Below are 22,017 nucleotides of genomic sequence, written 5' to 3'. Positions count from 1 at the left end.
GCTACTTTACGTTCTGAAAGGATTTTTTATGCGAACCTGCTCACACACTTATGCAAGAGTTATGCGGCAAAATCACCGACCCATTCAAATCGTTGGTGATTAATATTGATTCTGTTTACGATTAATACCTGTAAATCGTTTGGTTGCCGTAATTTAGGGCTGCCAGTATCAGCATCTGAAGATTACAGTTGGCCAGACTACAGGCTGGGATATCCAGCATTGCACTGCCGGGCATGTGGGAGTTATCCCCCTCTGTTTAATGAACAACAATTTAATGAATGGCTTTTTTCTTGCTTAAGCGCCTATGCCTTAGAAAACGGTTATTTTTGCCCTGAATGTTATTGCCCGAAAACTATTTGTTATGGTTATAACCCACGGGGGACACAGCGCGTTCAGTGCCGCGCCTGCAAAAAAGTCTGGACACCCAAACAGCAAAAGCAAAGAAAAATAGTGTATCCAGAACGTATTGAAACTGTGTCACTGGTTGTACCGTTCCAGGGGAGAATTGCAGAACAGAAATTGTATGTCCTGATCAGTTTTGATGCCATCCGCGGTAATATTATTCATCTCTCTACTAATTTTACTGAGCATCAAAGTGGGGAAACATTACGTTATCACTGGAAGGGAAATATCGAGCCTGATTTGCATCACGCTGATATTGTAAAACGCGTTGATATGCGAGAGACACAGTTTCTGCGTCGGAGCCAGTTCGATGAAATACAGTATGGAAGCGCGGCTCTGAAATGTAACGCCAGAGGTTCGATTGTGCGCCCGGTGATAGCGGCTCACGGGCATTTTCGAATACTGAATCTCCTCTTTCCTGAGGTAAAGATGCATGTTATTTCACACGAATGCTTTCTTCGGGGAGCAGTCATTACCGCCTGGGCAAATTTGTTTCGCCTGGGGCAAGGTGAAATGTGGTTTATAGAAGAAGAAATCAACGATAATGATAGTGATATACCCTGGAATTTTCAGAGAACGTCACAGCATGGCTGGTGGCAAAGTCAGTGGCAGCTTTGGGAGCAGGGAAGAAACCGTAAGATGGTTTGCCCATTAACAGGGGGGGATAGCAGTAACGCTAAAAGGCTCTCTTTAACGGCCAGCAGGTGCTTTATCAACTGGCTATATAAACAAACGCATTTTAGTCGCAGCGCGCAACTATCCGCAGGGCGGGTCACGCAAATACTACTTTCCCTGGCGCAAGACTATAACGATAAATTTACATTAGCGCCTTCAGGTATGAATAATGGCTCAATCTTTTCGGCGATGAAGTCATGACCTGTGCGCTTCGTATATAGCATCAAGGGGTCATGGCTCGACATGACCCCCTATTAACATATGCAGTGATCAATTGCATCTGTTCCAGATTGTTACATCATTTGATTAATTTGCATAAATAGATGCCGCAGTGATGACGTCAGTAAGCTCCGTTTCATTAAATAATCTTGCACGGTAGGCCTCCCCTGGGTATTGAGGAGCGCCATCAGATAAAGAAATCACATCATAGATAGAGGCAACCATATTACCGTCTACGTCACTGATAAAGAATGAGCGCGCATGGCAGGTAAAAATAGTGAAATAATCACCATGATCAAACACGCCTCCCATAAAGTCGGTCCATTGGAGGATAGGCGTCGTTGGGAGTTCAACAGGCGCATGAATCTCAACAGCGGTGCCTGCTGCTAAGTCGACCGCATAGAACAGAATGCGGGCTGGATCTGTTTGATAGGGGGCCGACGTCGCTGCGTCATTTATCGGACGAATAACGGGGTTGCCATTTTCATCTACGCAAGATCGGTTATCGAACACTGATAAGACAAATTTTCCTGCGGTAGGATCGATACTGGCAGAAAAAGCACTATTATTCGTAATGCACACCGTATGGGCACCATTTTCAAAATGAGTAATACCCGAATTATCTATATGAATAGTCGCTTGTTTTGCCGGGAACTGAGGGTTGAAATTACCTGTGTCGATTGCCCACAAGATACTGCCATCAACGATAGAGATACCAAAAGTTGTACTCGTTGTGCGAGAATGGACAATAATGGCTTCTTCGTTATTTGGGCTGCTTGCAATCCATGTAAGAGAGTTAAAATGGACATCATTAGGCGTATTGTTATTCAGAATTTGAGAACCACTATATTCGCTGGTATAGTTTTTCGCCCAAATCATTTTCCTGTCTGATCGTTAAATTTCAGAACCAGCGCATCTTGCGCCATCGTGTTGGTTAGTCGGTTAGGGCTATCGGTGCCAAACATATAAATGTCGCCCGCGGAGTCCCAGACTACATCATGAGTATTTGCATAGTGATTGCCATCAGCATCACGCATGTCGAATTCAAGGACGACATTGCCCATGATATCAATTTTGAAAAAGCGACGGCCGTACCACGCCATATCTTCGTCGCTGCCAGTATAGAGGTAGCCATTGTGGATCCGCAGCGGCTGGAGATGATAAACCGATAAGAAGTTAAAACGCAGGTCACCATTTTGGTCATAACCTCGGCCAGTGGATTCCATTAACCAACTGTTTCCCCATACAGAGGTAAATAGTGCAGGATCGGTTTGCTCAATATCGAGGTGGAAGATGACAGATGTATCATATTCCTGATCTTCTGTACTGATGATAAATGGCTGATTGAAAACTTCAGTACCCGTGTCATCCTTAAATACGACCTGCACACTGTTTGCATATTGCGCATAAAGACCAATAACAGGGATTTTAATGGTTTGAGTAACACCATAAATGAGATCCGATGTATAGGTAAAATCTACGCTGGTTGGACTGGTCGTCCTTTTTGTAACAGTGTAAGAATAACTTACCGGGGTATCTGAGGTAAAATAAAGGTATGCAGCGAGCTGGTTGTCGGCTGGTGCAAGTTCAGTTTTAATATAAGTAATTGTCATGATGGTATTCCTTTTATTTCATTCAATAAGATATATGGTTTTTTTTCAGCGCAATTAAGCATCGCCTGTATAAATAACGAGTAAATAAACGCCTGACGGATAATTTTGTGCTTTGATAATTAAAAGCGATTTTGTATTCTCATTCTCCTATTATAAAATTTATGTAAAAAGAACATGGTTAATCATCCGGAAAATAACGATGCGCTGTATTCTCTGCGGAAATATACATGTCAAAAGTGTTAGGTTCTATTCAGGATACATCTTTCGTGATAGCTGAAAATGAACGCCATCCTTTATTTCCGTCCAGTTGCCACCCCACTCAATATCAACTGATAACTCCTTAGCGGCCTGAAAAACAGCCGTTGCAATTGTCTGATAATGTTTAAAATCCCATGAAACGGTACCGTTGATGACCGCGAATACATCGACGGCGTGCCCCGTTAAATGCCTGCTTTTAGACGTTAATGATTTTCCTAATGCTAATAGCTCAAGCTGTCGTTTTTGGTTTCTTACCCCTTCAGAAATACCGAAGTCAACAGGCGATAATTTCAATGCTTTTCTCATCACCTCCGAAAGATCTTTATGTACTCCTTTAAGGTTCTTTTCAGTCTTTCTACTAAATTCATGATTTATCATTACTATCTCCAGAGATTTTCTTCCAGTAATAATTAAGAGCAACAACACCCATTGCACCTGATATACCGCTGACTGCAAGTGAAGTATGAAATACTGAACCAAGGCTTTGTGACATCAACCCAGCAAGTACACCGGTAAATCCTGATACAATAATTTGTGCTAACGCAGAAAATAAACTTCTTCCCGACTGGCCTGACTTAACGTCAAGGAGATATCTGACAAGTCCTCCCCACGCGCCAAATAATATTATGTAAAGCCAGCTAAAAAATGCATTTGATGATGGGTCTTTCCATGGCAAAGCAATTACCTCCATAGGGTATATAAGTAAAAAACTTTAGCTCTTGATGAGATTATTTTTCCTGGTCTAACGATTTGCTTTTGCTATGCGGTAAATAATAAACGTTGAGCAATCCCGTTTTGTGATGAATATCACACGGAATGTAATTAATAGTTTTTGCCGATCGATATTTGATGAATGATAGTTATGTGTTATTAATATTAATGATTCTATTTATTAGTGGAATATATAACAGGGACAGGTGAGGAGGTGGGGGTAAACACTAAAACGGCAACGGGCGCCGTCCTGCATTTCTCATGCGCTGAAAAGCAAAAAGCCTGCTTTAAAAGCAGGCTTCTCAAATTTGGCTCCTCTGACTGGACTCGAACCAGTGACATACGGATTAACAGTCCGCCGTTCTACCGACTGAACTACAGAGGAATCGTGTGAACGAGGCGCATATTATCGACCTGCGTGCGCCTTGTCAAAGGGGAAAACACCGTTTTTGTTCGTTTGCCGAGAATTTCAGCAAACCGATGATTTAATAGCAAATTTGCTTTCAAATTGCACAGCATAATGCGCCGCCCGCAGGCGGCGCGCAGGATCAGAACAGAACGGAGTAGTTCAGGCCAAACGTACGTCCACGGCCTTTATAAGTATAAAGACCCGGTGAGCCATAGGTTGGGCTATACAGCCCCGGTGCGCGCTGGCCCCAGGCGGTGGTGTAGTCTTTGTCCAGCAGGTTTTCCACGCTGAAGCTGACTTTGCCCACCGGCAGGGCGTAGCTGCCCAGGAAATCAACGGTATTATAGCCATCAATCTTCTTACCGTCGGCGTCAGACACGTCGAAGGTTTGTGTGCTCTGCACGCGCAGGGCCCAGTCGCCCGGCGCCCAGTTAACCCATGCGCTGGCTTTAGACGGGCTGGCGCTGTCGACCGTCAGCTTCTCCCATTTCCCGTTTTCACGCGTTTCGGACTTGATGGCGTTAAAGTTCGCCCCGGTGCTCCAGTCGCTGTCGGTGAAGAAATAGTCCACCTGGCCTTCAACCCCATAGATACGACGTTTATCGTCCTCCAGGTTGATGGTCATGTCGCTCTTGTTGATGGTGATGGTTTTATCCGAGAGCGAGTAGTACGCCGCCACCTGGGTACGCAGGTTATCGCCGGTGAAGCGCCAGCCCAGCTCGTAGGCATTGACCTTAATACCGTCCAGCGTTGAGTCGTTCACGTTGACGCTGTTTTGCAGGCGATAGTGACCATCGACCAGCTGATAGGTGCCGGAGCCGTAGTACTTCGCCAGGTCCGGGATCTCGAAGCCCTGGGAGAAGTTAAACCACAGCTGCTGCTGTTCGGTAAGACGTCCAAGGATCCCGGCGTTAAACAGGAAGTTGTTGTAGTCGGTTTTCCCGCCCGGCACCGCGTCAGCGGAGCTCGCTTTGCCCGTGGCGATTGCCTGCTGCTGGGCGTAGCCGACAAAATCGTCCACCTTGTTTTCGGTGTACTGGTAACGCACGCCGCCGCTGAGGGTGATGGCGTCAATGTCATAGCTGGCTTGCAGGAACGGCGCGAGGTTGGTAATGCTGTAACCCGGATAACGGCCCACGTTGTAGGCATTGTCCAGCTCCATGCCGCCGCTCGCCGCCGCTTTGCTCAAGTCAAAGAACTGCTGGTTGGCATCGAACGTTTCGTGGTCGGCATCCACACCCCAGGTGAGGGTCAGGTCGTCTATCGGCTTGCTGTTCAGCGTCAGCTTGCCGCCGTAAAAATCGGTTTTCTGCTGGGATGCGCCAATGCTGGTCACCGCGCCTTTGCTCAGCGTCGGGAACGGGTAGTAGGTCAGGCTCTCGTCACGGTAGTAAATCTGCGCAACCAGATCCTGACCCCAGAAATCGGTGTTCGAGTATTGCAGGTTGATCAGGTGACGCTCTGTGCCCGGGATACGGTCAGAGTTCAGGTTATCTTTATTATAGGCTTTGGCATCGCCCGTGACCGCAGCGAAATTCTCCCCAAGGAACAGGCCGTGCTTGCCGTCGGATTCGCTCTTGTAGTACTGCGTGGTTAACTGGAGCTGCTGATGATCGTCGATGTTGATGGTGCCTGTCCCCATCACGTCGATACGGTCGGAATACTGCAAGCCGGTCTGGGTGTTATCGATAATCACCTCGTCGCCGTTGCCGTCATACCAGCCGCCGTAGCGCTGATAGGAGACCGACAGACGGCCAGAGGCGTTGTCATTGCCGCCGCTCACGGCTGCGGAGACGTTCTCATCATGGTCGTTATGGCTGTTAAAACCGCTTTTTGCCCCGGTCTGGAACTCCACTTCGGTCTCCGGCTGGCCTTTTTTGGTGACGATGTTCACCAGACCGCCGGTACTGCCGCCGCCGTACAGCGAGGTGGCGCCGGAGATCACTTCGATGCGGTCAATGTTGAACGGATCGATAGAGTCGAGCTGGCGGCTGTCGCTGCGGGAAGAGTTCAGACGTACGCCGTCCACCATCACCATCATGGAGCGACCGCGCAGGTTCATGCCGTAGTTGGTACGTCCCTGGCTGCTGACGTCCATGCCGGGGATCAGCTGGGCCAGCACGTCTTTAATCTCTTTCCCGCCCTGAACCTGCTGCTCAATTTCCGCCCGCTCAATAACCCAGGTGGTTTGCGCCATCTCTGCCACGCTGCGATGTGCCCGGCTGGCGGAGACCACAATATCTTCTTCCTTTTGTTCTTCCGCCCACGCAGAGGTAGAAAGCATGGCAAGCAAGCACGGATTTAAAACCCAAAGATGAGAACGTTTCATTGTTATGTTGATCCTGAATGTGTGTGTCAGTACTCGGTGGTCTTCATTAATGATTTAAAAACCTGGCTGCTCTCCGGGCTGGTGGTGCTCCGCCAGTGGATCACGCCGGGGGTGGTTGCCAGCTCAAACGGCTCGTCATCGTGAGCGCGATTCAAAATTCGCGCCGCGCGCCAGGCCATCAGGCTGAGCTGGGGTTCGGCAATACCGAGACGGTGCATCCCGGCATTGACGGCAAACAGGCGGTTGCTCTGCGGGCCGTCCCATTCAAGGGTGAAATCGTTGTTGATGCAGAAGGCTTCATTCTCATCCAGACGCAGTCGGGAAGAGAGCGGGGCGAGAAACGCGGGCTGCACGGCGCGGTAGCCGGTGGCGAAAATCACCACGTCGCTCTCCAGCTGTTCGCGCCCGCCGTCCAGGTGATGCTGGATGCTGAGGCGATGTCCGGTTTCCTGGCGCGTCAGCGCCGTCACCGAGCGGGACGGCATCAGGTGCGCCCAGGGTTTTTCGCGCAGCACTTCGAAGCGGTGATACATGGCGCGATAGATGGCCAGCAGCGACTCCGTGGTGATCCCGTCGGAGGTCATCTTCTGCTCCTGCAACATCTGACGTCGGGCGTCGTCACCAAGGGTCGAGAAGCTGTCCACGTACTCCGGCGTGAAATACTCATTGGCAAACGCGGCTTCATCCAGCGCGTTGTAGTTGTTGCGGCGCGACACCCAGTTGAGGCTCAGCGGCTGCCCCCATTCCCCACGGAAGATATTTAAAAACAGATCCGCACCGCTCTGGCCGCCGCCGACGACGGTGACGCGCTTGCCCGCTAAATCCGGCGTGCGCAGCATCATTTCGCTGGCGTGGAAGCAGGTGTCGTCCTGCGCGGTGACGCAGTCTGGGAGATTGATCTGCTTCCCAATCCCCACGCAGACGTGGCGCGCCAGGAAGCGATCCCGCTGGGTCACGACCTCAAACAGGCCGTTTTGCTCATCAAAGCTGACCTGCTGTACCTGCTGGCTGAAGGCCAGGTTAGTGAGGTTATCCGCCGCCCAGCACAGGTAGTCGGCAAACTCCTCGCGCGACACGGTGCGCTGCTCGGTGGTGAGGAAACGGTAGAACTTTTTGCGCTGTACCAGATAGTTCAGGAAGCTGTGGCGGTTGGTTGGCTCCACGGCGCTGACCAGATCCTTCAGGAAGCTGGTCTGCATATGGCAGTCCGGCACCATCATCCCCGGGTGCCAGGAGAAGTGCGGCTTGCGTTCAAGAAACAGCGAGCTAAAACCGTCCAGCCCCTCTGCCAGCGCGGCAATACTGAGGTTGAACGGACCGATACCAATGCCGATGAAATCATAGGTTTTCATTGCGCTGACTCCTGGGAGACCAGAAAAAGAGGGTTATCAAGATCGCAGACGTAGTTCGGCAGCATGCGGCTGCCGCCGTCGTGTTCAGAGAAGGTAAGTTTGACCGGGTTGAGGATCACGCGAATAATCTGCGGCTTAAACAGGTCGAATTTGGCGAAGCGCGCCGCAAGATCCGGATGGGCGGCTATATAGCGACGTAACACCAGCGCCAGGATCTGATAGAAGCGGGTTTCGCTCACGCCGCATTGCAGGGTGAGGCGGGATATAAAGCGCAGCACCGTGACAAAGTTGCCGGTTTGCAGGTCGTGGATGATGTAATCCGCGCTGAGGCGCGCCGTCACCGCTTTTACCTGCTCCGGCAGGCTCTGCGCCTGCGGGAAATCTTCATCCACCAGGCGCATGTCGCCCTGGAAATCCTTCAGCAAAATGCGCTGCGGAACGTAATCTTTCATCACCAGCGTGACGTTCTGGCCGTGGGCGATGAGCGCCACCCCGTAGCGACAGAGCAGGTGATAGAAGGGGATCACCGTCGCCTCAAACAGCTTTTCCAGCCATGCGTCAGCGGTTAACCCCGAGCGTTTGATCCACGCGTCAATCAGCGGGCGCGCCTGGTTATCGGTTTCCATCAGCGCCGCCATCAGCACCGCCTGTTCGCCATCCTGTAAATAGCAGGATGGGTTCTCGCGCCAGATCACCCCCAGCATCTCCTGATAGCGGTACGGCGCCTCAGGCAATGCGGCATAACCCGGATGCGACAGATATCCGGCTGCGGGTTCGCCAAGCACCTGCGCCCCGGAGTGAATCAGCGTGGCATCGCTGGCGAACTGCTGCTGTAGCCAGCGCGAGGCCAGCGGACCGGCGGCGATATACTTGCCCGGAATACCGCGATAGCAGGAGGTGTTGTAGATAGTCAGCGGCAGCTTGATGTCATACGGCGCGCGACGGCTGGCGTTGGTCAGCGTGCGCAGGGACTGCTGCGCCAGATACTCATCGCCGAACTCACCCAGCTCTACCATCTCACCGCGCGCGAGCTGCGCCAGGAAATGAATGGCAATTTTTTGCTGCCACTGCCACGGGTGCAGCGGCACCGGCAGCCAGCTGTCGTCCAGATCCAGCTCCTGCCAGCGGGCGTCGAACCGCTCGCGCTCGGCATCGTCCATGGCGCTGGAGAGCAGGGCGTTAATATCGCAACCGGCGTCGCTGCTCCAGACCAGACGCTCGCGCTGCACGGCGACCCAGTGCAGGCGGAAACGCCCGCGATATTCCGGCGCGTACAGGCGCAGGGCATCCAGCCCCCAGCCGCGGCGTCCCTTGTTGAAAATAAACTTCGGGTGACCGCGCATCAGGCACTGTAGTTCGTCCGGGTCGAGGTGGATCAGCGTATCGGCATCCAGCGTTTCACGCGCCTGCAACAGCTGCATGTCACCCCGCAGCGTGGCGTAGAGATCTTCCATGTGCTCCGCCGTTTGCGCGTCGCTCATCTCCAGCACGGTGGCCAGTTGCAGCAGCGCGTTTTCCGCTTCGACCGCCGCGCCGCTGGTGGTGGTCAGGGTATCAGGGTCAATATGCAGCCAGCCCCATATCCCACGCGTGGCGCGAAACTGCCAGCACGCGTTGCCCATACTGATGCGCCAGTTGTCCGCCGAAACCGGCTCGGCGCGCAGGGTGCGTTCATATTCCAGTTCGGCGAGGATCTTCGCCACCATCTCGCGGTTCACTTTCTGCCAGAGTGCGTTCACAGTTCCACCTCGTGGAAGAAGTGATGACGCTCGCTCATGATCAGACGGGAGCGTTTGTGCGGGAAGTCGAACTCTTTCACCGTGTCGAAACCGGCGGACGCCAGATGGCGGAACAGACGCTGGTTGTCGAAGCGCGGCTCGGCGACAATGCGCGTGGTGCGCGGTTCATCGAGATACAGATAGTGGCTCAGGCCGCGCAGCCAGCTGCGGATGTATTGCGCGCCGCGCCAGTTTTCTTCACCCACCAGCATGTGCAGCCCGCGGTCAAACGGCTGCCAGCGGTAGTGGCGACCAATGCGATCTTCTGCCGCCCAGTAGAGTTCAAAATAGCCGAACGGCTGGTCATTGAAGCAGCCGATAACCGGGTAGCAGTACGTCGAATCAAGCTGGCGGCGCAGGTAGTTTTCCTGCTCGGCCTGCGGTCCCGCCATCTCCCAGAAAGCGTTCACGCGCGGGTTATTCATCCAGCGGGTAAAGCGCTCGCCGTCCTGGGCCACATCGGCCACGCGGAAGCTCAGGGTGCGTTTAATTTGCGGATCGTAACGGCGATACACCTCACCCTGCGGGCGGTGAGGGCGCAGCGGGAAGTACAGCTGACGGCTTTCGTCAAACTGCATTCCGCCGCTCGCCTGTGGACGTTCGCCTTTCAGCCACAGCGGCAGCTGCCAGAAAATTTCACGCGCCAGATAGTCCCCGTGAACGAGGCTAAACAGCGCCTGCGCCTGAGGTTCATCCTGCCAGGCTGCCCACGGCAGGGTAATGCCGGTCAGGGCGGGCGCGGCAACAAACAGCTGGTCGAGGGCGTCCACCAGCCAGCCGTCCGGGAGCCCGGTCAGCCGCTCCAGCACCGCGCTGCCGTCGAGACCCAGCGTCAGCGGCAGGTTTTGTTCCGTGACCGTGCAGCGAAAGCCGTAGCCGGAATGGACGATATTCGCGTTTGCCATCACGCCTTCTCCTTATAAAACGGGTTGCTAAAGTCGAAATAGATCACCGCCGGATCGACGATGGTGTTTTCGTTGCGATCGTGCAGATAGCAGAAGAAGTTGCCTTTGCAGTTCCAGGTCGGGCTGTCGAGCACGTAATCGAGGCAGCGGGTCTGCTTCGCCGTGGTGCGCAGTTCGGCCAGCGCGTCACGCACGCGGGACATCAGGTTCTCTTCGCTGTCGAAGCCGGCGGCGGCGAGCGCGGCGGTGACGGCAAGGGTAGAGTTCAGCAGCAGGTAATAAGGGAAGTAGCGCAGCAGCTGGCTCTCACCGAAGCGGTTTTCCACCTCGGTTTCACCTGCCTCTTTCAGCCACGCGTCGGCCCCTTCGGTCCAGGCGCTGCCCTGGCAGTCGCGGTAGATCAGCCCAACGGGGAAATCCTGCTGCATCTCAACGAGGATATTTTGCTGGTGCGCCAGCAGGACCAGACCGTAGTCCGCCTCGGCGCTGAACAGCGGAAGCAATACCCGGTCGCAGTAAGCGTCCAGCCAGCAGCGCGCGGCCTGGGCGAGCGGGAGATCCAGACGCTGGCTCAGACGACGCACCGCCGCGGCGAGCAGGCTGTCGCCGCCGTCCGGCGCGGCCTGGGTCAGGCTCACCAGCACGTTGGTTTGCGTTTCAGGGGTATCGAACAGCAGGTTGACGCGCAGGGCCATCAGGCTCTCTTCCTGAACGACGCCGTGCTCATCGCACAGCCCCGCCCAGCCGTCCTCCTGCATCACGCGCATGGTCGGGTAGCGCGCCTGAAGTTCCTGCCAGCGTGCCGTTTTCGCCAGCCGCGCCAGGCGCATGCCGCGCTTAACCTCTTTCACCGACAGCGTGCGCACGGAGTTGGTCAGCCGCACGCTCAGGGAAAACTTAATCATGTCGCTGTTGGTTTCGCTGTACAGCGAGCGGGAAGAGCTGGTGGGCAGCCATTGCGCACCGGCTTCGCCCAGATCGCGCAGGGCGCCTTTTTCTACCAGACGCTGGCACCAGTCCTGCTCCAGCAGATAGTCGGCCTGCCACGGGTGCATCGGCAGCAGCCAGCAGGTGTCGGTGAAGTGACCGAGAAGGGCCGGCGCGCTCTGCGCTGCAAAGCGCAGCAGACGTTCCCGCAGGGAGACATCCAGGCTGTCGCCGGTAATCAGCTCATGCTCAACCGCAAACCAGCGCAGCGGGAAGCGGGAGGCGAAATCCGGCAGATAGCGACGCGCCTCGGCCTCGTTGAACGGCTCGTGCGACTTTGGGGCAGGATGAAAAGCATGACCGACCAGCAGCGCCTGTTCCGCTTCGGCAAACGTCAGCGGCTTATCGCGCAGGTTTGCCCAGTTGTGGCGTAAATCAATGGCCTGCCAGGTGTGCGTATGGCTTTCCAGGACGCGCTGCTTAAAGCGAGCCAGCGTATCGGCATCCAGCTCGCCTTTTATCGTCTCTTTTTGAAGAATGAAATCAATCAGTTGATGGAATGTGACCGTGTCACCGCCGTCGCTGTCGGCCTGAATCAGCGTTGCGGGGAAACGATACTGGTGATGCTGCGTGGGGGAGAAATAGCGTACCGGAACCCGAATGGCCTGGGTTGGGGAGAGCGGGATATGAATCTGCGATAACTCATCCGCACGGGTTGCGGGAAGATAGTGCCAGTCCTTCGTTTCGCGCAGCAGCGCGTTCAAAAAACACTGGGCCGCAACATCTGTACCGGCGGAGCGGGGCAGAGTACGCATAGTTGTACCTCATTCCATGACTGATAATAATTCTCGTTATGATATTCATTCTGTTTACAGTGGCAACTATTTTTGCAATATTTGTTTTCATAAACTTCATAATTTCCACACATTTATTGACATTATCTTCACAATTTTATGCGCACCCGTACTGAGAATCTCACTGACGTTGTGGCCCCCAAAGCTAACTGGCCCCTGGCACTGGGCGCCGGTTTATTAGGTATTGGGCAAAACGGTTTGCTGGTTATGCTGCCGCAGCTGGTCTCCCTGACCGGACTGTCGCTCTCCGTCTGGGCCGGGCTGCTGATGTTCGGCTCGATGCTCTTTTTACCCGCATCGCCCTGGTGGGGACGCCAGAGCGAGCGGCACGGCTGTAAGATCGTTATGCTGGCCTCGCTGGGAGGCTATCTGGCGAGCTTTGTCGTGATGGCGCTGGTGGTCTGGGCGATGGCGAACGGCGCGCTGAATGCTCTCTGGGGAATGGCAGGCCTGGTGCTGTCGCGCATGCTGTACGGCCTGACGGTATCAGGGCTGGTGCCTGCGGCCCAGACGTGGGCCATTCAACGCGCGGGGCTGGATAAAAGGATGGCGGCGCTGGCGACGATAAGCTCTGGCCTTAGCTGCGGGCGTCTGCTGGGACCGCCCCTGGCCGCGCTGATGCTCAGCGTCAGCCCGGTCGCACCGCTCTGGCTGATGGCGGTGGCGCCGTTTATCGCGCTGCTGCTGGTGCTGCGCGAAGCCGCCGATCCCCCGCTGCCGCCGGTGGCGCACCAGTCGACGCGGTTACAGGCCTCCATGCTGCCTTTCCTGGTGCTGGCACTGCTGCTGGCGGCGCTGGTCAGCCTGATGCAGCTTGGTTTATCGCCGCATCTTCACCCGTTATTTAATGGCGATGCCGTGCAAATCAGCCATCATGTCGCGCTGCTGCTGAGCCTGGCCGCGCTGGCGACCCTGGCGGCGCAGTTTCTGGTGGTACGCCCGCAGCATTTTACCCCGAGATTTTTACTCTTAATTGCCGCGGTCTTGATGGTGGCGGGTCTTGGGCTGATGTGTCTCGCCAGTTTAGCCCTGTTCTACGTGGGAATTGTCATCACTTCGCTGGGGGCCGCCATGGCAACGCCGGGATACCAGCTTTTGCTCAACGATCGGCTGACGACGGGCAAAGGCGCAGGGGTGATCGCCACCAGCCATACGCTGGGATACGGGGCCAGCGCGCTGCTGGTACCCGTGGTGACGCGCTTTTACGGTGAGCAGTTTTTGATTACTGCCGCATGGGGAATGGCGCTGCTGTTTCTCGCGGTGAGCGTGTGGGTACGATCGACCGATCGTACCCCTTAAACATTAGTGGAACGGATGAGGGGAGGTGCTGGCTGCGTCCTCACTTTGCCGCAGACGCTGGAGCGGATCCTGCTGATAAAACTGGCAAAAACGCTGCCACAGCGCCGGGAAGCGCGGAGCGAAAAGCTCAGGTGCGCTAAAGAAATACTCGGACAGTACCGCAAAACACTCGGCGGGATCGGTCGCGGCATAGGCATCAATGCTGGCCGCGCTTTCACCCACCAGGTCTATCTCATCCTGAATGTTTTCCATCGCCGCGTGCAGGTCGTGCTCCCATCCCGCGACTTCACGCAGCGGGATCAGCGGCACGCCGCTGGCGCGATCGCCGTTGCGGGTATCCAGCTTATGCGCCACTTCGTGAATGATCAGGTTGAAGCCCGAGGCATCGAACGAGTCCTGAATATCCAGCCAGTTGAGGATGATTGGCCCTTGCTGCCAGCTTTGCCCGGACTGCACCATACGCTGGTTGTGCACCAGCCCGATGTCATCCTCCCACTCATCATCGACGATAAACGGCGCCGGGTAGATCAGCACTTCGTGGAAGCCATCCAGCCATTCGATACCCAGCTCCAGCACCGGCAAGCAGAAGAGCAGGGCGATGCGGGAATTTTTAAGCGGATCCAGTTCGAAGCCCTGTAGCGGTACCAGCCGTTTTTGCTGTAAAAAACGCTCGGCCAGCTGAATCAGCTTTGATTGCTCTTCAGGCAAGAGATTCGCCAGCACGGGGATCGCCAGAGCCTCATCCCAGGGCAGCGCCATATTTCGACCAGCGTCGTTCGTTTTCCAGGGCCACTTAATCATCGCTTTGCTCGTTACTCGCACGTGAACAAAATGGAAAGGTCAGGGGCTGTTAGCATGCCAACATACTCTGTTAAGCAGTATGACACTCCTCTTCGGCTGCATGCAGACTGGCAGCCTGTTTAAGAGGAATCCAGCCCGCATAAACTATCACTATGTGCCGTCAGGTTGATAGCGCTTTAGGGGTATCCCCTTCATTTTGTGAAGTATGTCGTGCGCGACTATGATAAATCTCTTCTTACCCTACCGTGCTTAAGGATCCCGTCAGTATGCCCGTCAATTTTGACCTCAACGATCTCTATGCCTTCCGCGCTTTACTGGAATATGGCAATTTCCGTCTTGCGGCGGAGTCTATCTGCCTTTCCCAGTCGGCGTTGAGTCGCAGAATTGAAAAGCTGGAGGCGGCACTGGGGACAAAACTGTTCGACAGAACCACCCGGCGCGTCACGCTGACCCTGTATGGACAGACCTTTGCCGACCGGTGCGGACAGCTGCTTGCTGATGTGGAGTCCATGCTTTCGGATATCGATAAGGCCAGCGAGGAGCGTACGGGGCTAATCACCGTGGCGACGGTGCCGTCCGCCGCCTGTTACTTTATGCCGGATGTTATCCGCCGCTTTCAGTCCCGTTACCCCCGCGTGCGCATAAAACTGATCGACAGCAGCGCCGGAAATGTTATCGAGGCCGTCACCCGCGGACAGGCGGATTTTGGTATCTGCTTTGCCCGGAGCTTGCAGCCCGACATCGAGTTTGTCCCGCTGGTGGAGGATGTCTACGTGGCCGCCTGCCGGCGCGACAGCCCGCTTGCAAAAAGAAAAAGCCTGACGTGGCAGGCTTTTTATCAGCAGGATTATATCGGTCTGGATAAGACCTCCGGCAACCGCAATCTTCTCGACCAGCGGGTCGGGCATATTCGGCCTGAACGCCCCAGCATCTGCGAAACGCGGCACGTGACGACCATGCTGGGGATGGTTGAAGCCGGGATCGGCATTGCGGCCGTTCCCGCCATGTCAATGCCCCGCGCAGAGCATTCGCTGCTGACGTCGGTACCTTTAACCGAGCCTGAAGTCAGGCGAACCGTGGGGCTGATCCGCCGCCGCGGGCGGATCCAGTCCTATATTGCTGCCGAACTCGAAACGCTGATCACCGAGCAGTATCGCGAGGTGCACTGACGGGCGTTAAGCCCGTTGCCGTAATGACGCTGGCGGCCTGTGGCGAGGCGAGAAAAGTCAGCAGCGCTTTTCCCTGTTCGGGATGGTCAGCCTTCTGCGTTACGGCTCCGGCGAAACGGGTAATGTACTGCATGTCGTCAGGCAACTTACCGACAAACGTCACCCCCGGAACCGGCAGAAGCTCGCTCACCTGCTGAAAGCCGAGATCGTATTTCCCTTTTGCCACTTCAGACGCCACCGGGATACGCTCAACCCGGTGCGCTTTATCGTGGGCCTGGCCGTCGATGCCCAGCTTACGGAACAGCTGGCTCTCTACATACCGGCCGCTGGCGCTGTCGGAATAAGCCATGGAATGCGCCTTCAGCAGCGTTTGCCGCAGGGCGGGCACCGTACTGATATCCGGCACCGGCGCGCCCGCTTTGACGACCATCCCGACGGGCGAATCCGCCAGCTCCACGCGGGAGCCCGCCGCCGTCCTGCGATCCTGTTCCAGTTTCGCCAGCGCATCGCCCACCATAATCACCACGTCCGCTTTTTCGCCCCGGGCGAGCCGGGCCGGAATGGCCTGCGGCGTTTTGCCCATCGACGGGCCGGAGATCACAATGAGCCTGTCGCCGCTTTGCGCTTCGTACTGCGGCGTCAGCTTCTCCAGCGCCGCTTTGAAGCCGCCAGAAATCATCACCGTCACATCCTGCGCAAGCGCGCCCGCGCTGAGGGTGGCGAAGGTCAGGGCGGCAATCACCGTTCTGAATGTAAGCATGAGGGATCACTCCTTAACGGCAGTTTGCAGGATTAACGTGCGACGACGATAGAGATAAAGCGTTGCCAGCAGGGCGCAAACGGCGGCAAAGCTCATCCAGTAGCCCGGGGAGGCTTTGTCGCCGGTGTACTCAATTAAGGCAGTCGAAATCACCGGCGTGAAACCGCCAAAGACCGCCGTTGCCAGGCTGTAAGCCAGTGAGAAGCCCGCCACGCGCACCTCTGCTGGCATGATCTCCGTCAGGGCCGGGATCATCGCGCCGTTATACAGGCCGTAGAGGAAAGAGAGCCACAGCAGCACGGTCAGCATCATTGAGAAGCTCGGGGCTGCGGCCAGCATCGTCAGCGCCGGATAGCTGGTCGCCAGCGCCAGCAGCGTCATGGCGATCAGCACTGGTTTACGTCCGAAGCGATCCGACAGCGCGCCGCCCACCGGCAGCCAGATGAAGTTCGACACCGCCACCAGCAGCGTGACCAGCAGACTGTCCGACGCGCTGAGCATCAGGACTTTTTTACCGAAGGTCGGCGCGTAAACGGTGATCAGGTAAAACGCGGTGGTGGTCATCGCCACCATCAGCATACCCGCGACGACTACCGGCCAGTTAGCGAGCAGCGTTGTGAAGACCTGACGCATCGCCAGATGGTGGCGACGGGCGCTGAATTCCTCGGTCTCTTCCAGCTTGCGGCGCAGGAAAAAGATAAACGGCACAATCAGACAGCCAAACAGGAACGGAATACGCCACCCCCATTCGCGAATGGCACTCTCCTCCAGCACCACATTCAGCGCAAAGCCCATCGCCGCCGCGATCATAATGGCGACCTGCTGGCTACCCGACTGCCAGCTGGTGTAGAAACCCTTGCGGCCCGGCGTGGCGATCTCCGCCAGATAAACCGAAACCCCACCCAGCTCGGCGCCTGCCGAAAAACCCTGCAACAGTCGGCCGGTCAGCACCAGCAGCGGCGCCCACAGGCCAATGCTCTGATAAGACGGGATCAGCACGATCAGGAACGTTCCGGCGGCCATAATCGACAGGGTGACGATCAGCCCTTTACGGCGACCCACTTTATCAATGTAAGCCCCCAGCACAATGGCCCCGATCGGACGCATCAGGAAGCCCGCGCCAAAGACGGCGAAGGTCATCATCAGTGACGCAAATTCACTGCTTGCCGGGAAAAAAGTATGGGCGATGTAGGTGGCATAAAAGCCGAACAGAAAGAAGTCGAATTGCTCAAGAAAGTTGCCCGACGTGACGCGGAAAATCGCGCCCGCTTTGGCACGAACCGTTGCAGGTGAGGTTGAGGAAACCATGATTATCTCCAGTTTTATAGTGACGTTATGCTCGTCTGTTTCTGAAAACTGGATCAGGAAGTGGAAATTAATAAGCGCAAATAGCGCATGGACTGATGCGTGTGGTGCATTAATGACAAAGCGTTGACCAGTATTTACATATTCAACAATAACTTAACATTTCGGTGATCTTTTATTTACTCGATTTCGCTAAGTTGCTGATATATCGGTTTTGTGACATCGCGCAGGTGAGAAGCCAGGCGGGGCCTGGCTTGGGATTATCAGCGCAGCGCGTTCGCAATCGCGCTAAACATCAGCGACGCTTCCAGCGGCTGAGCGCTGAATGACGGCTCTGCCTGCGGCCAGGTGGACCACTGGACGATAACCAGATTTTCTTTCTGATTAACCATGATCATCTGACCAAATATACCCAGCGCCCACAGGGAATCCTTCAGCGAATTTTCGACTTTCGGCTCCACGTGTGTGGCGGTGGCTGGTACTTCGTTGTTCCACCACTGGTAGCCGTATAACCCCTTCGGATGCGCGTCGGACACCGATCCTTTGGCCTGTGTCCAGGCTGAGGACTGTTTCACCCAGCCCTCGGGGAGGATCTGCTTCCCGTCCGGCAGCGTACCGTTATGCAGGATAAACTCCCCGAAACGCCCCCAGTCTTCCAGCGTGGCGTTGAACCCATGCGCACCCACGTCGTGCTGGCCTTTGCTGTAGGCATGCCACACGCCGTCGCTCGCCATGCCGTACGGCTGCCAGATGGTCTTCTCCAGATACGCCGCGAGCGTCATGCCGGTGGCGCGCTCAAGCACATCGCCTAACAGCCAGGCGCCACCCGAGGAATAGGACCAGTTTTCGCCCGCCGGGTGTTCACGGTGTAACCCCTTCACCAGGGTGCGCACGCAGTTGTAGGTGCCCGGCTTCGCTTCGCATTCGGTAAGCCGGGCGAAGTCAGATTGCGGGTTGATGTAATCTTCGTTCCACGCCACGCCAGAGGTGTGGGTGATGAGCTGTTTTAGCGTTACGCCCTCCCAGGCGGTGCCTTTTAAGTCAGGTTCGTATTGGGTGACAAGGTCGTCCAGGGAGTGGATTTTCCCTTCTTTAATTGCAGCACCCACCAGCGCGGAGACCACCGATTTGCCCACGGAACGCGACGTCCAGAGCGTTGAGTCGGTATTGCCTTCACTCAGGTATTTATAGGCCACTTTGCCGTTTTTCAGCACCAGCATGCCGCTGACGTTCTGGCGTTTCAGGTAATCCTGAAGAGTGTAACTCTTACCCTTCACCTGATAGCGGGCATCGGTGAGCGGTTTTTCTGCGGGCAGCAGCGGCGTAGCGTTGCCGTGGCGGAACACATCCCCTGCGTAGTTGCGGTAGTCATTGCGAAAGCCCACCACGCGATCGGTCTGGTTCCAGGTGAGCATGGTATGCGCGTCCGGGAGTCTGGCATCGAAAGGCGCCGGACAGGTGGTGAGGTCGGTACCGTTGCAGGCCGCCATAACGGCGGGCGAGAGCAGGCTGCTGACAACCAGCGCCGCGAGCAGCGTGCGGTTTGTTTTGATTTTCATATTTATCTCGTTTGGCTCAGGAAGGACTTCAGTTTAAGAACCTGCGGCCTATAATAAAAAACGCGTTATGGGGGAAAATCCCCCGTAAAAATTGCGTGGAGAATGGCGTGGCATCACTGATCTATTCCTTTGCCCAGCTTGAGGCGTTCACTGCCGTCGCTGAACACGGCAGCCTGATGAAGGCGGCCAGTAAACTCGGCAAAGATCGTACTACCCTGCGGGATCTGATCGATTTCCTTGAGGATGGGCTGGGCTATGCTCTGTTCCTGCGGGAGGGGCGCAGCCTGCGCCTGACGCCGGAGGGGGAGCAGCTTCAGCGGCAGGCGCACCTGCTGATGCGCCAGGTCAAAGCGTTTGAGGCGTTTGCCAGATCGGTACCGGACAGCGCGACGCAGGACATCGCCCTCGCTTACGATCCGTTCACCCCCAGAGCTTTTTTACAGGCGCTGATTGCCACACTGGCGACGAAAAAGATCCGCCTGAGCCTGACCAGCGCATCGCGCGATGAGGCGGAAGCGATGCTGGCAAACGGTCAGGCCGATCTGGGGATCTGCCAGGCGCGCAACCGCAGCGTGGGCAATGAGATGGAGTGGCGGGCGCTGGGGGCGATCGAAATGGATTTTTACGCCGCAACGGCGCTTTTTGCGGAGGTTGCGGCGCCGGTGTCGCTGCTCGATCTCTCTCTGGTGCCACAGGTGATTATGCATCCCGCGTCAGACGAGCCGGTTGCCCGTCGCCTGCAAATTTCAGGGCACACGCTTTTCACTAACGAACTGGAGATGCTGCGCGGCCTGCTGGAACAGGGCTGCGGCTGGGGGTTTTTGCCGACCCATCTTCAGGCAACGCAGTGGAAAAATGTAAAAAGGCTGCCCACCGAAGTGGGCAGCCAGGGGATAAGCCAGACGATGGTCACTATCTGGAAGCCGGGCAGCGACAAGCGCGGGTTGATCAACGATACGCTGTCGCTGCTTCCGGCGTTATGGAAACGTTCAGCGCTGTGAGCACCCTTTGCACTGTTTATTCTGGATCTGCTGGAAGAAGTCGTTGCCTTTGTCATCCACCAGGATAAACGCCGGGAAGTTCTCCACTTCAATTTTCCAGATGGCTTCCATTCCCAGTTCAGGATACGCCACGCACTCCAGGCTCTTGATGCTGTTTTGCGCCAGCACCGCCGCCGGGCCGCCGATGCTGCCGAGGTAGAAGCCGCCGTGCTTATGGCAAGCGTCGGTGACCTGCTGGCTGCGGTTACCTTTCGCCAGCATGATCATGCTCGCGCCGTGGGATTGCAGTAAGTCCACATAGGAGTCCATACGTCCCGCAGTGGTCGGGCCGAGTGAGCCAGACGTGTAACCTTCTGGCGTTTTGGCCGGGCCTGCGTAGTAAATCGGGTGATCTTTAACGTACTGCGGCAGTTCTTCCCCGTTGTCGAGCAGCTCTTTCAGCTTCGCGTGGGCGATATCGCGCGCCACGATGATGGTGCCGTTCAGCGACAGGCGGGTGGAGACCGGGTGCGCGGAAAGCTGCGCCAGGATCTCATTCATCGGCTTGTCGAGATTGATGCTCACCACGTCGCCTTCACCCTGTTGACGCAGGGATTCAGGAATATACTGGCCCGGATTGTGCTCCAGCTTCTCAATCCAGATCCCGTCGCGGTTGATTTTCGCTTTGATATTACGGTCAGCGGAGCAGGAGACCCCCATGCCGATCGGGCAGGAGGCGCCGTGGCGCGGCAGGCGGATTACGCGAATGTCGTGGGCAAAGTATTTGCCGCCAAACTGCGCGCCCAGACCAAGGTTCTGCGCTTCCTGAAGCAGTTCCTGTTCGAGCTGAACATCACGGAACGCCTGGCCGTGTTCGTTGCCTTCGGTTGGCAGCGCATCGTAGTAGCGGGTAGAAGCCAGCTTAACGGTTTTCAGCGTGGCTTCCGCTGAGGTTCCGCCGATAACAAAGGCAATGTGGTACGGCGGGCAGGCTGCGGTACCCAGGGTGCGCATCTTCTCAACCAGGTAGTTTTTCAGCTTCGCCGGAGTGATCAGCGCTTTGGTTTCCTGGTAGAGATAGGTTTTGTTGGCAGAACCGCCGCCTTTCGCCATGCACAGGAATTTATACTCGTCGCCGTCCACGCTGTAGAGGTCAATCTGCGCGGGCAGGTTGGTGCCGGTATTCACCTCTTTATACATATCCAGCGCCGCATTCTGCGAGTAGCGCAGGTTATCTTCAATGTATGTGTTATAGACGCCCTGGCTCAGGGCCGCTTCGTCACCGCCGCCGGTCCAGACGCGCTGGCCTTTTTTGCCCATGATGATCGCGGTGCCGGTATCCTGACAGGTTGGCAGCACGCCTTTTGCGGCGATTTCAGAGTTACGCAGGAACTGGAGGGCAACGTATTTGTCGTTCTGGCTGGCTTCCGGGTCGTTGAGAATGGCGGCAACCTGCTTCTGGTGGGAAGGGCGCAGCATAAACGCGGCATCGTGGAAGGCCTGCTGTGCCAGCAGGGTCAGGGCTTCAGGCTCCACTTTCAGGACTTCCTGACCGTCGAACTCGGCAACGGAAACGTGCTCTTTGGTCAGCAGATAGTATTCGGTGTCATCGTGCGCAAGAGGGAAGGGGTTTTGGTAGATAAACGGTTTGTTTGACATAGCGTATTGCTCCACAAAAATAAAACCGCCGGAGGAGAAGTCCGGCGGTCAGG

General features: G+C 55.8%; 18 protein-coding genes and 1 tRNA gene. 4 read left to right on the top strand and 15 right to left on the bottom strand.

The window, feature by feature from the left end:
- Positions 1 to 102 precede the first annotated feature (102 nt).
- The gene (locus FZF21_RS13590) at positions 103 to 1,278 is read left to right on the top strand and encodes a cytoplasmic protein (RefSeq protein WP_085939390.1); all 1,176 of its coding nucleotides are present in this window, start codon (positions 103 to 105) and stop codon (positions 1,276 to 1,278) included.
- Positions 1,279 to 1,383: 105 nt separating this feature from the next.
- Here the strand turns inward: FZF21_RS13590 and FZF21_RS22225 are convergent, their stop codons facing one another.
- From FZF21_RS22225 to FZF21_RS13545, 10 genes are all read right to left on the bottom strand, one after another.
- Positions 1,384 to 2,175, bottom strand: a complete 792-nt coding sequence (locus FZF21_RS22225; RefSeq protein ID WP_244323619.1) for an aryl-sulfate sulfotransferase — start codon at positions 2,173 to 2,175, stop codon at positions 1,384 to 1,386.
- Positions 2,172 to 2,909, bottom strand: a complete 738-nt coding sequence (locus FZF21_RS22220; protein ID WP_244323618.1) for an aryl-sulfate sulfotransferase N-terminal domain-containing protein — start codon at positions 2,907 to 2,909, stop codon at positions 2,172 to 2,174. The genes FZF21_RS22225 and FZF21_RS22220 overlap by 4 nt, the downstream gene beginning before the upstream one ends.
- Positions 2,910 to 3,155: 246 nt before the next feature.
- A complete protein-coding gene (locus FZF21_RS13580; RefSeq protein WP_023294975.1) occupies positions 3,156 to 3,545 on the bottom strand; it encodes a M15 family metallopeptidase in 390 nt (129 codons plus the stop codon).
- Positions 3,532 to 3,858 carry a phage holin family protein gene (locus tag FZF21_RS13575; protein WP_017693121.1) on the bottom strand — a complete coding sequence of 109 codons (327 nt, stop codon included), beginning with the start codon at positions 3,856 to 3,858 and terminating at the stop codon, positions 3,532 to 3,534. The genes FZF21_RS13580 and FZF21_RS13575 overlap by 14 nt, the downstream gene beginning before the upstream one ends.
- Before the next feature lie 329 nt (positions 3,859 to 4,187).
- Positions 4,188 to 4,263, bottom strand: a tRNA-Asn gene (locus FZF21_RS13570).
- A gap of 163 nt (positions 4,264 to 4,426) precedes the next feature.
- Positions 4,427 to 6,616 (bottom strand): TonB-dependent siderophore receptor, encoded by a 2,190-nt coding sequence (locus tag FZF21_RS13565; protein ID WP_149121289.1) that lies wholly within the window; start codon positions 6,614 to 6,616, stop codon positions 4,427 to 4,429.
- A gap of 26 nt (positions 6,617 to 6,642) precedes the next feature.
- On the bottom strand, positions 6,643 to 7,968 hold the full coding sequence (locus FZF21_RS13560; RefSeq protein WP_017383315.1) for a SidA/IucD/PvdA family monooxygenase: 1,326 nt from the start codon (positions 7,966 to 7,968) through the stop codon (positions 6,643 to 6,645).
- Complete coding sequence (iucC, locus tag FZF21_RS13555) at positions 7,965 to 9,707, bottom strand: IucA/IucC family siderophore biosynthesis protein (protein ID WP_047738794.1); 1,743 nt, start codon at positions 9,705 to 9,707, stop codon at positions 7,965 to 7,967. Before iucC ends, FZF21_RS13560 begins: the two co-directional genes overlap by 4 nt.
- Positions 9,704 to 10,651: a GNAT family N-acetyltransferase gene (locus FZF21_RS13550; RefSeq protein ID WP_047738791.1), complete on the bottom strand. Its 948-nt coding sequence runs from the start codon at positions 10,649 to 10,651 to the stop codon at positions 9,704 to 9,706. Before FZF21_RS13550 ends, iucC begins: the two co-directional genes overlap by 4 nt.
- Positions 10,651 to 12,393, bottom strand: coding sequence for an IucA/IucC family protein (locus tag FZF21_RS13545; protein ID WP_047738789.1), 1,743 nt, complete (start codon positions 12,391 to 12,393; stop codon positions 10,651 to 10,653). Before FZF21_RS13545 ends, FZF21_RS13550 begins: the two co-directional genes overlap by 1 nt.
- A 138-nt stretch (positions 12,394 to 12,531) precedes the next feature.
- On the opposite strand from FZF21_RS13545, the gene FZF21_RS13540 reads away from it, so the two are divergent.
- Positions 12,532 to 13,731 carry an MFS transporter gene (locus tag FZF21_RS13540; protein ID WP_047738787.1) on the top strand — a complete coding sequence of 400 codons (1,200 nt, stop codon included), beginning with the start codon at positions 12,532 to 12,534 and terminating at the stop codon, positions 13,729 to 13,731.
- Positions 13,732 to 13,734: 3 nt separating this feature from the next.
- On the opposite strand, the gene mtfA is transcribed toward FZF21_RS13540, so the two are convergent.
- A complete protein-coding gene (mtfA, locus tag FZF21_RS13535) occupies positions 13,735 to 14,532 on the bottom strand; it encodes a DgsA anti-repressor MtfA (RefSeq protein WP_017693127.1) in 798 nt (265 codons plus the stop codon).
- 266 nt (positions 14,533 to 14,798) lie between these two features.
- Here mtfA and FZF21_RS13530 point away from each other — a divergent pair, with 266 nt between their 5' ends.
- Positions 14,799 to 15,701: a LysR family transcriptional regulator gene (locus tag FZF21_RS13530; RefSeq protein WP_003859540.1), complete on the top strand. Its 903-nt coding sequence runs from the start codon at positions 14,799 to 14,801 to the stop codon at positions 15,699 to 15,701.
- Here the strand turns inward: FZF21_RS13530 and FZF21_RS13525 are convergent.
- The 3 genes from FZF21_RS13525 to FZF21_RS13515 all read right to left on the bottom strand — a co-directional run bounded on the left by FZF21_RS13525 (position 15,673) and on the right by FZF21_RS13515 (position 19,325).
- Entirely contained in the window at positions 15,673 to 16,461 is a 789-nt protein-coding gene (locus FZF21_RS13525) for a substrate-binding domain-containing protein (RefSeq protein WP_032619377.1), read from the bottom strand. The genes FZF21_RS13530 and FZF21_RS13525 overlap by 29 nt on opposite strands.
- 6 nt (positions 16,462 to 16,467) lie before the next feature.
- Positions 16,468 to 17,769, bottom strand: coding sequence for an MFS transporter (locus FZF21_RS13520; RefSeq protein WP_003859542.1), 1,302 nt, complete (start codon positions 17,767 to 17,769; stop codon positions 16,468 to 16,470).
- A 260-nt stretch (positions 17,770 to 18,029) separates the two neighbouring features.
- Positions 18,030 to 19,325, bottom strand: a complete 1,296-nt coding sequence (locus FZF21_RS13515) for a serine hydrolase (RefSeq protein ID WP_149121290.1) — start codon at positions 19,323 to 19,325, stop codon at positions 18,030 to 18,032.
- A 95-nt stretch (positions 19,326 to 19,420) separates the two neighbouring features.
- Between FZF21_RS13515 and FZF21_RS13510 the strand changes: the two genes are divergently transcribed.
- On the top strand, positions 19,421 to 20,326 hold the full coding sequence (locus tag FZF21_RS13510) for a LysR family transcriptional regulator (protein ID WP_133982967.1): 906 nt from the start codon (positions 19,421 to 19,423) through the stop codon (positions 20,324 to 20,326).
- Here the strand turns inward: FZF21_RS13510 and fumA are convergent.
- Positions 20,315 to 21,964 (bottom strand): class I fumarate hydratase FumA, encoded by a 1,650-nt coding sequence (gene fumA / locus FZF21_RS13505; protein ID WP_149121291.1) that lies wholly within the window; start codon positions 21,962 to 21,964, stop codon positions 20,315 to 20,317. The genes FZF21_RS13510 and fumA overlap by 12 nt on opposite strands.
- Positions 21,965 to 22,017 lie beyond the last annotated feature (53 nt).

The organism is Enterobacter sp. LU1 (genome assembly GCF_008271405.2).
Lineage (GTDB): Bacteria > Pseudomonadota > Gammaproteobacteria > Enterobacterales > Enterobacteriaceae > Enterobacter > Enterobacter hormaechei_C.
Note: the sequence above shows the minus strand (reverse complement) of the source record. Positions and strands in the feature narration are given on the sequence as shown.

Bases quoted from the DNA above. Each gene is read 5' to 3' on its own strand.
- FZF21_RS22225 (WP_244323619.1), bottom strand. From the start codon at position 2,175: ATGATTTGGGCGAAAAACTATACCAGCGAATATAGTGGTTCTCAAATT.
- FZF21_RS22220 (WP_244323618.1), bottom strand. From the start codon at position 2,909: ATGACAATTACTTATATTAAAACTGAACTTGCACCAGCCGACAACCAG.
- FZF21_RS13580 (WP_023294975.1), bottom strand. From the start codon at position 3,545: ATGATAAATCATGAATTTAGTAGAAAGACTGAAAAGAACCTTAAAGGA.
- FZF21_RS13575 (WP_017693121.1), bottom strand. From the start codon at position 3,858: ATGGAGGTAATTGCTTTGCCATGGAAAGACCCATCATCAAATGCATTT.
- FZF21_RS13565 (WP_149121289.1), bottom strand. From the start codon at position 6,616: ATGAAACGTTCTCATCTTTGGGTTTTAAATCCGTGCTTGCTTGCCATG.
- FZF21_RS13560 (WP_017383315.1), bottom strand. From the start codon at position 7,968: ATGAAAACCTATGATTTCATCGGCATTGGTATCGGTCCGTTCAACCTC.
- FZF21_RS13550 (WP_047738791.1), bottom strand. From the start codon at position 10,651: ATGGCAAACGCGAATATCGTCCATTCCGGCTACGGCTTTCGCTGCACG.
- FZF21_RS13545 (WP_047738789.1), bottom strand. From the start codon at position 12,393: ATGCGTACTCTGCCCCGCTCCGCCGGTACAGATGTTGCGGCCCAGTGT.
- FZF21_RS13540 (WP_047738787.1), top strand. From the start codon at position 12,532: ATGCGCACCCGTACTGAGAATCTCACTGACGTTGTGGCCCCCAAAGCT.
- mtfA (WP_017693127.1), bottom strand. From the start codon at position 14,532: ATGATTAAGTGGCCCTGGAAAACGAACGACGCTGGTCGAAATATGGCG.
- FZF21_RS13530 (WP_003859540.1), top strand. From the start codon at position 14,799: ATGCCCGTCAATTTTGACCTCAACGATCTCTATGCCTTCCGCGCTTTA.
- FZF21_RS13525 (WP_032619377.1), bottom strand. From the start codon at position 16,461: ATGCTTACATTCAGAACGGTGATTGCCGCCCTGACCTTCGCCACCCTC.
- FZF21_RS13520 (WP_003859542.1), bottom strand. From the start codon at position 17,769: ATGGTTTCCTCAACCTCACCTGCAACGGTTCGTGCCAAAGCGGGCGCG.
- FZF21_RS13515 (WP_149121290.1), bottom strand. From the start codon at position 19,325: ATGAAAATCAAAACAAACCGCACGCTGCTCGCGGCGCTGGTTGTCAGC.
- fumA (WP_149121291.1), bottom strand. From the start codon at position 21,964: ATGTCAAACAAACCGTTTATCTACCAAAACCCCTTCCCTCTTGCGCAC.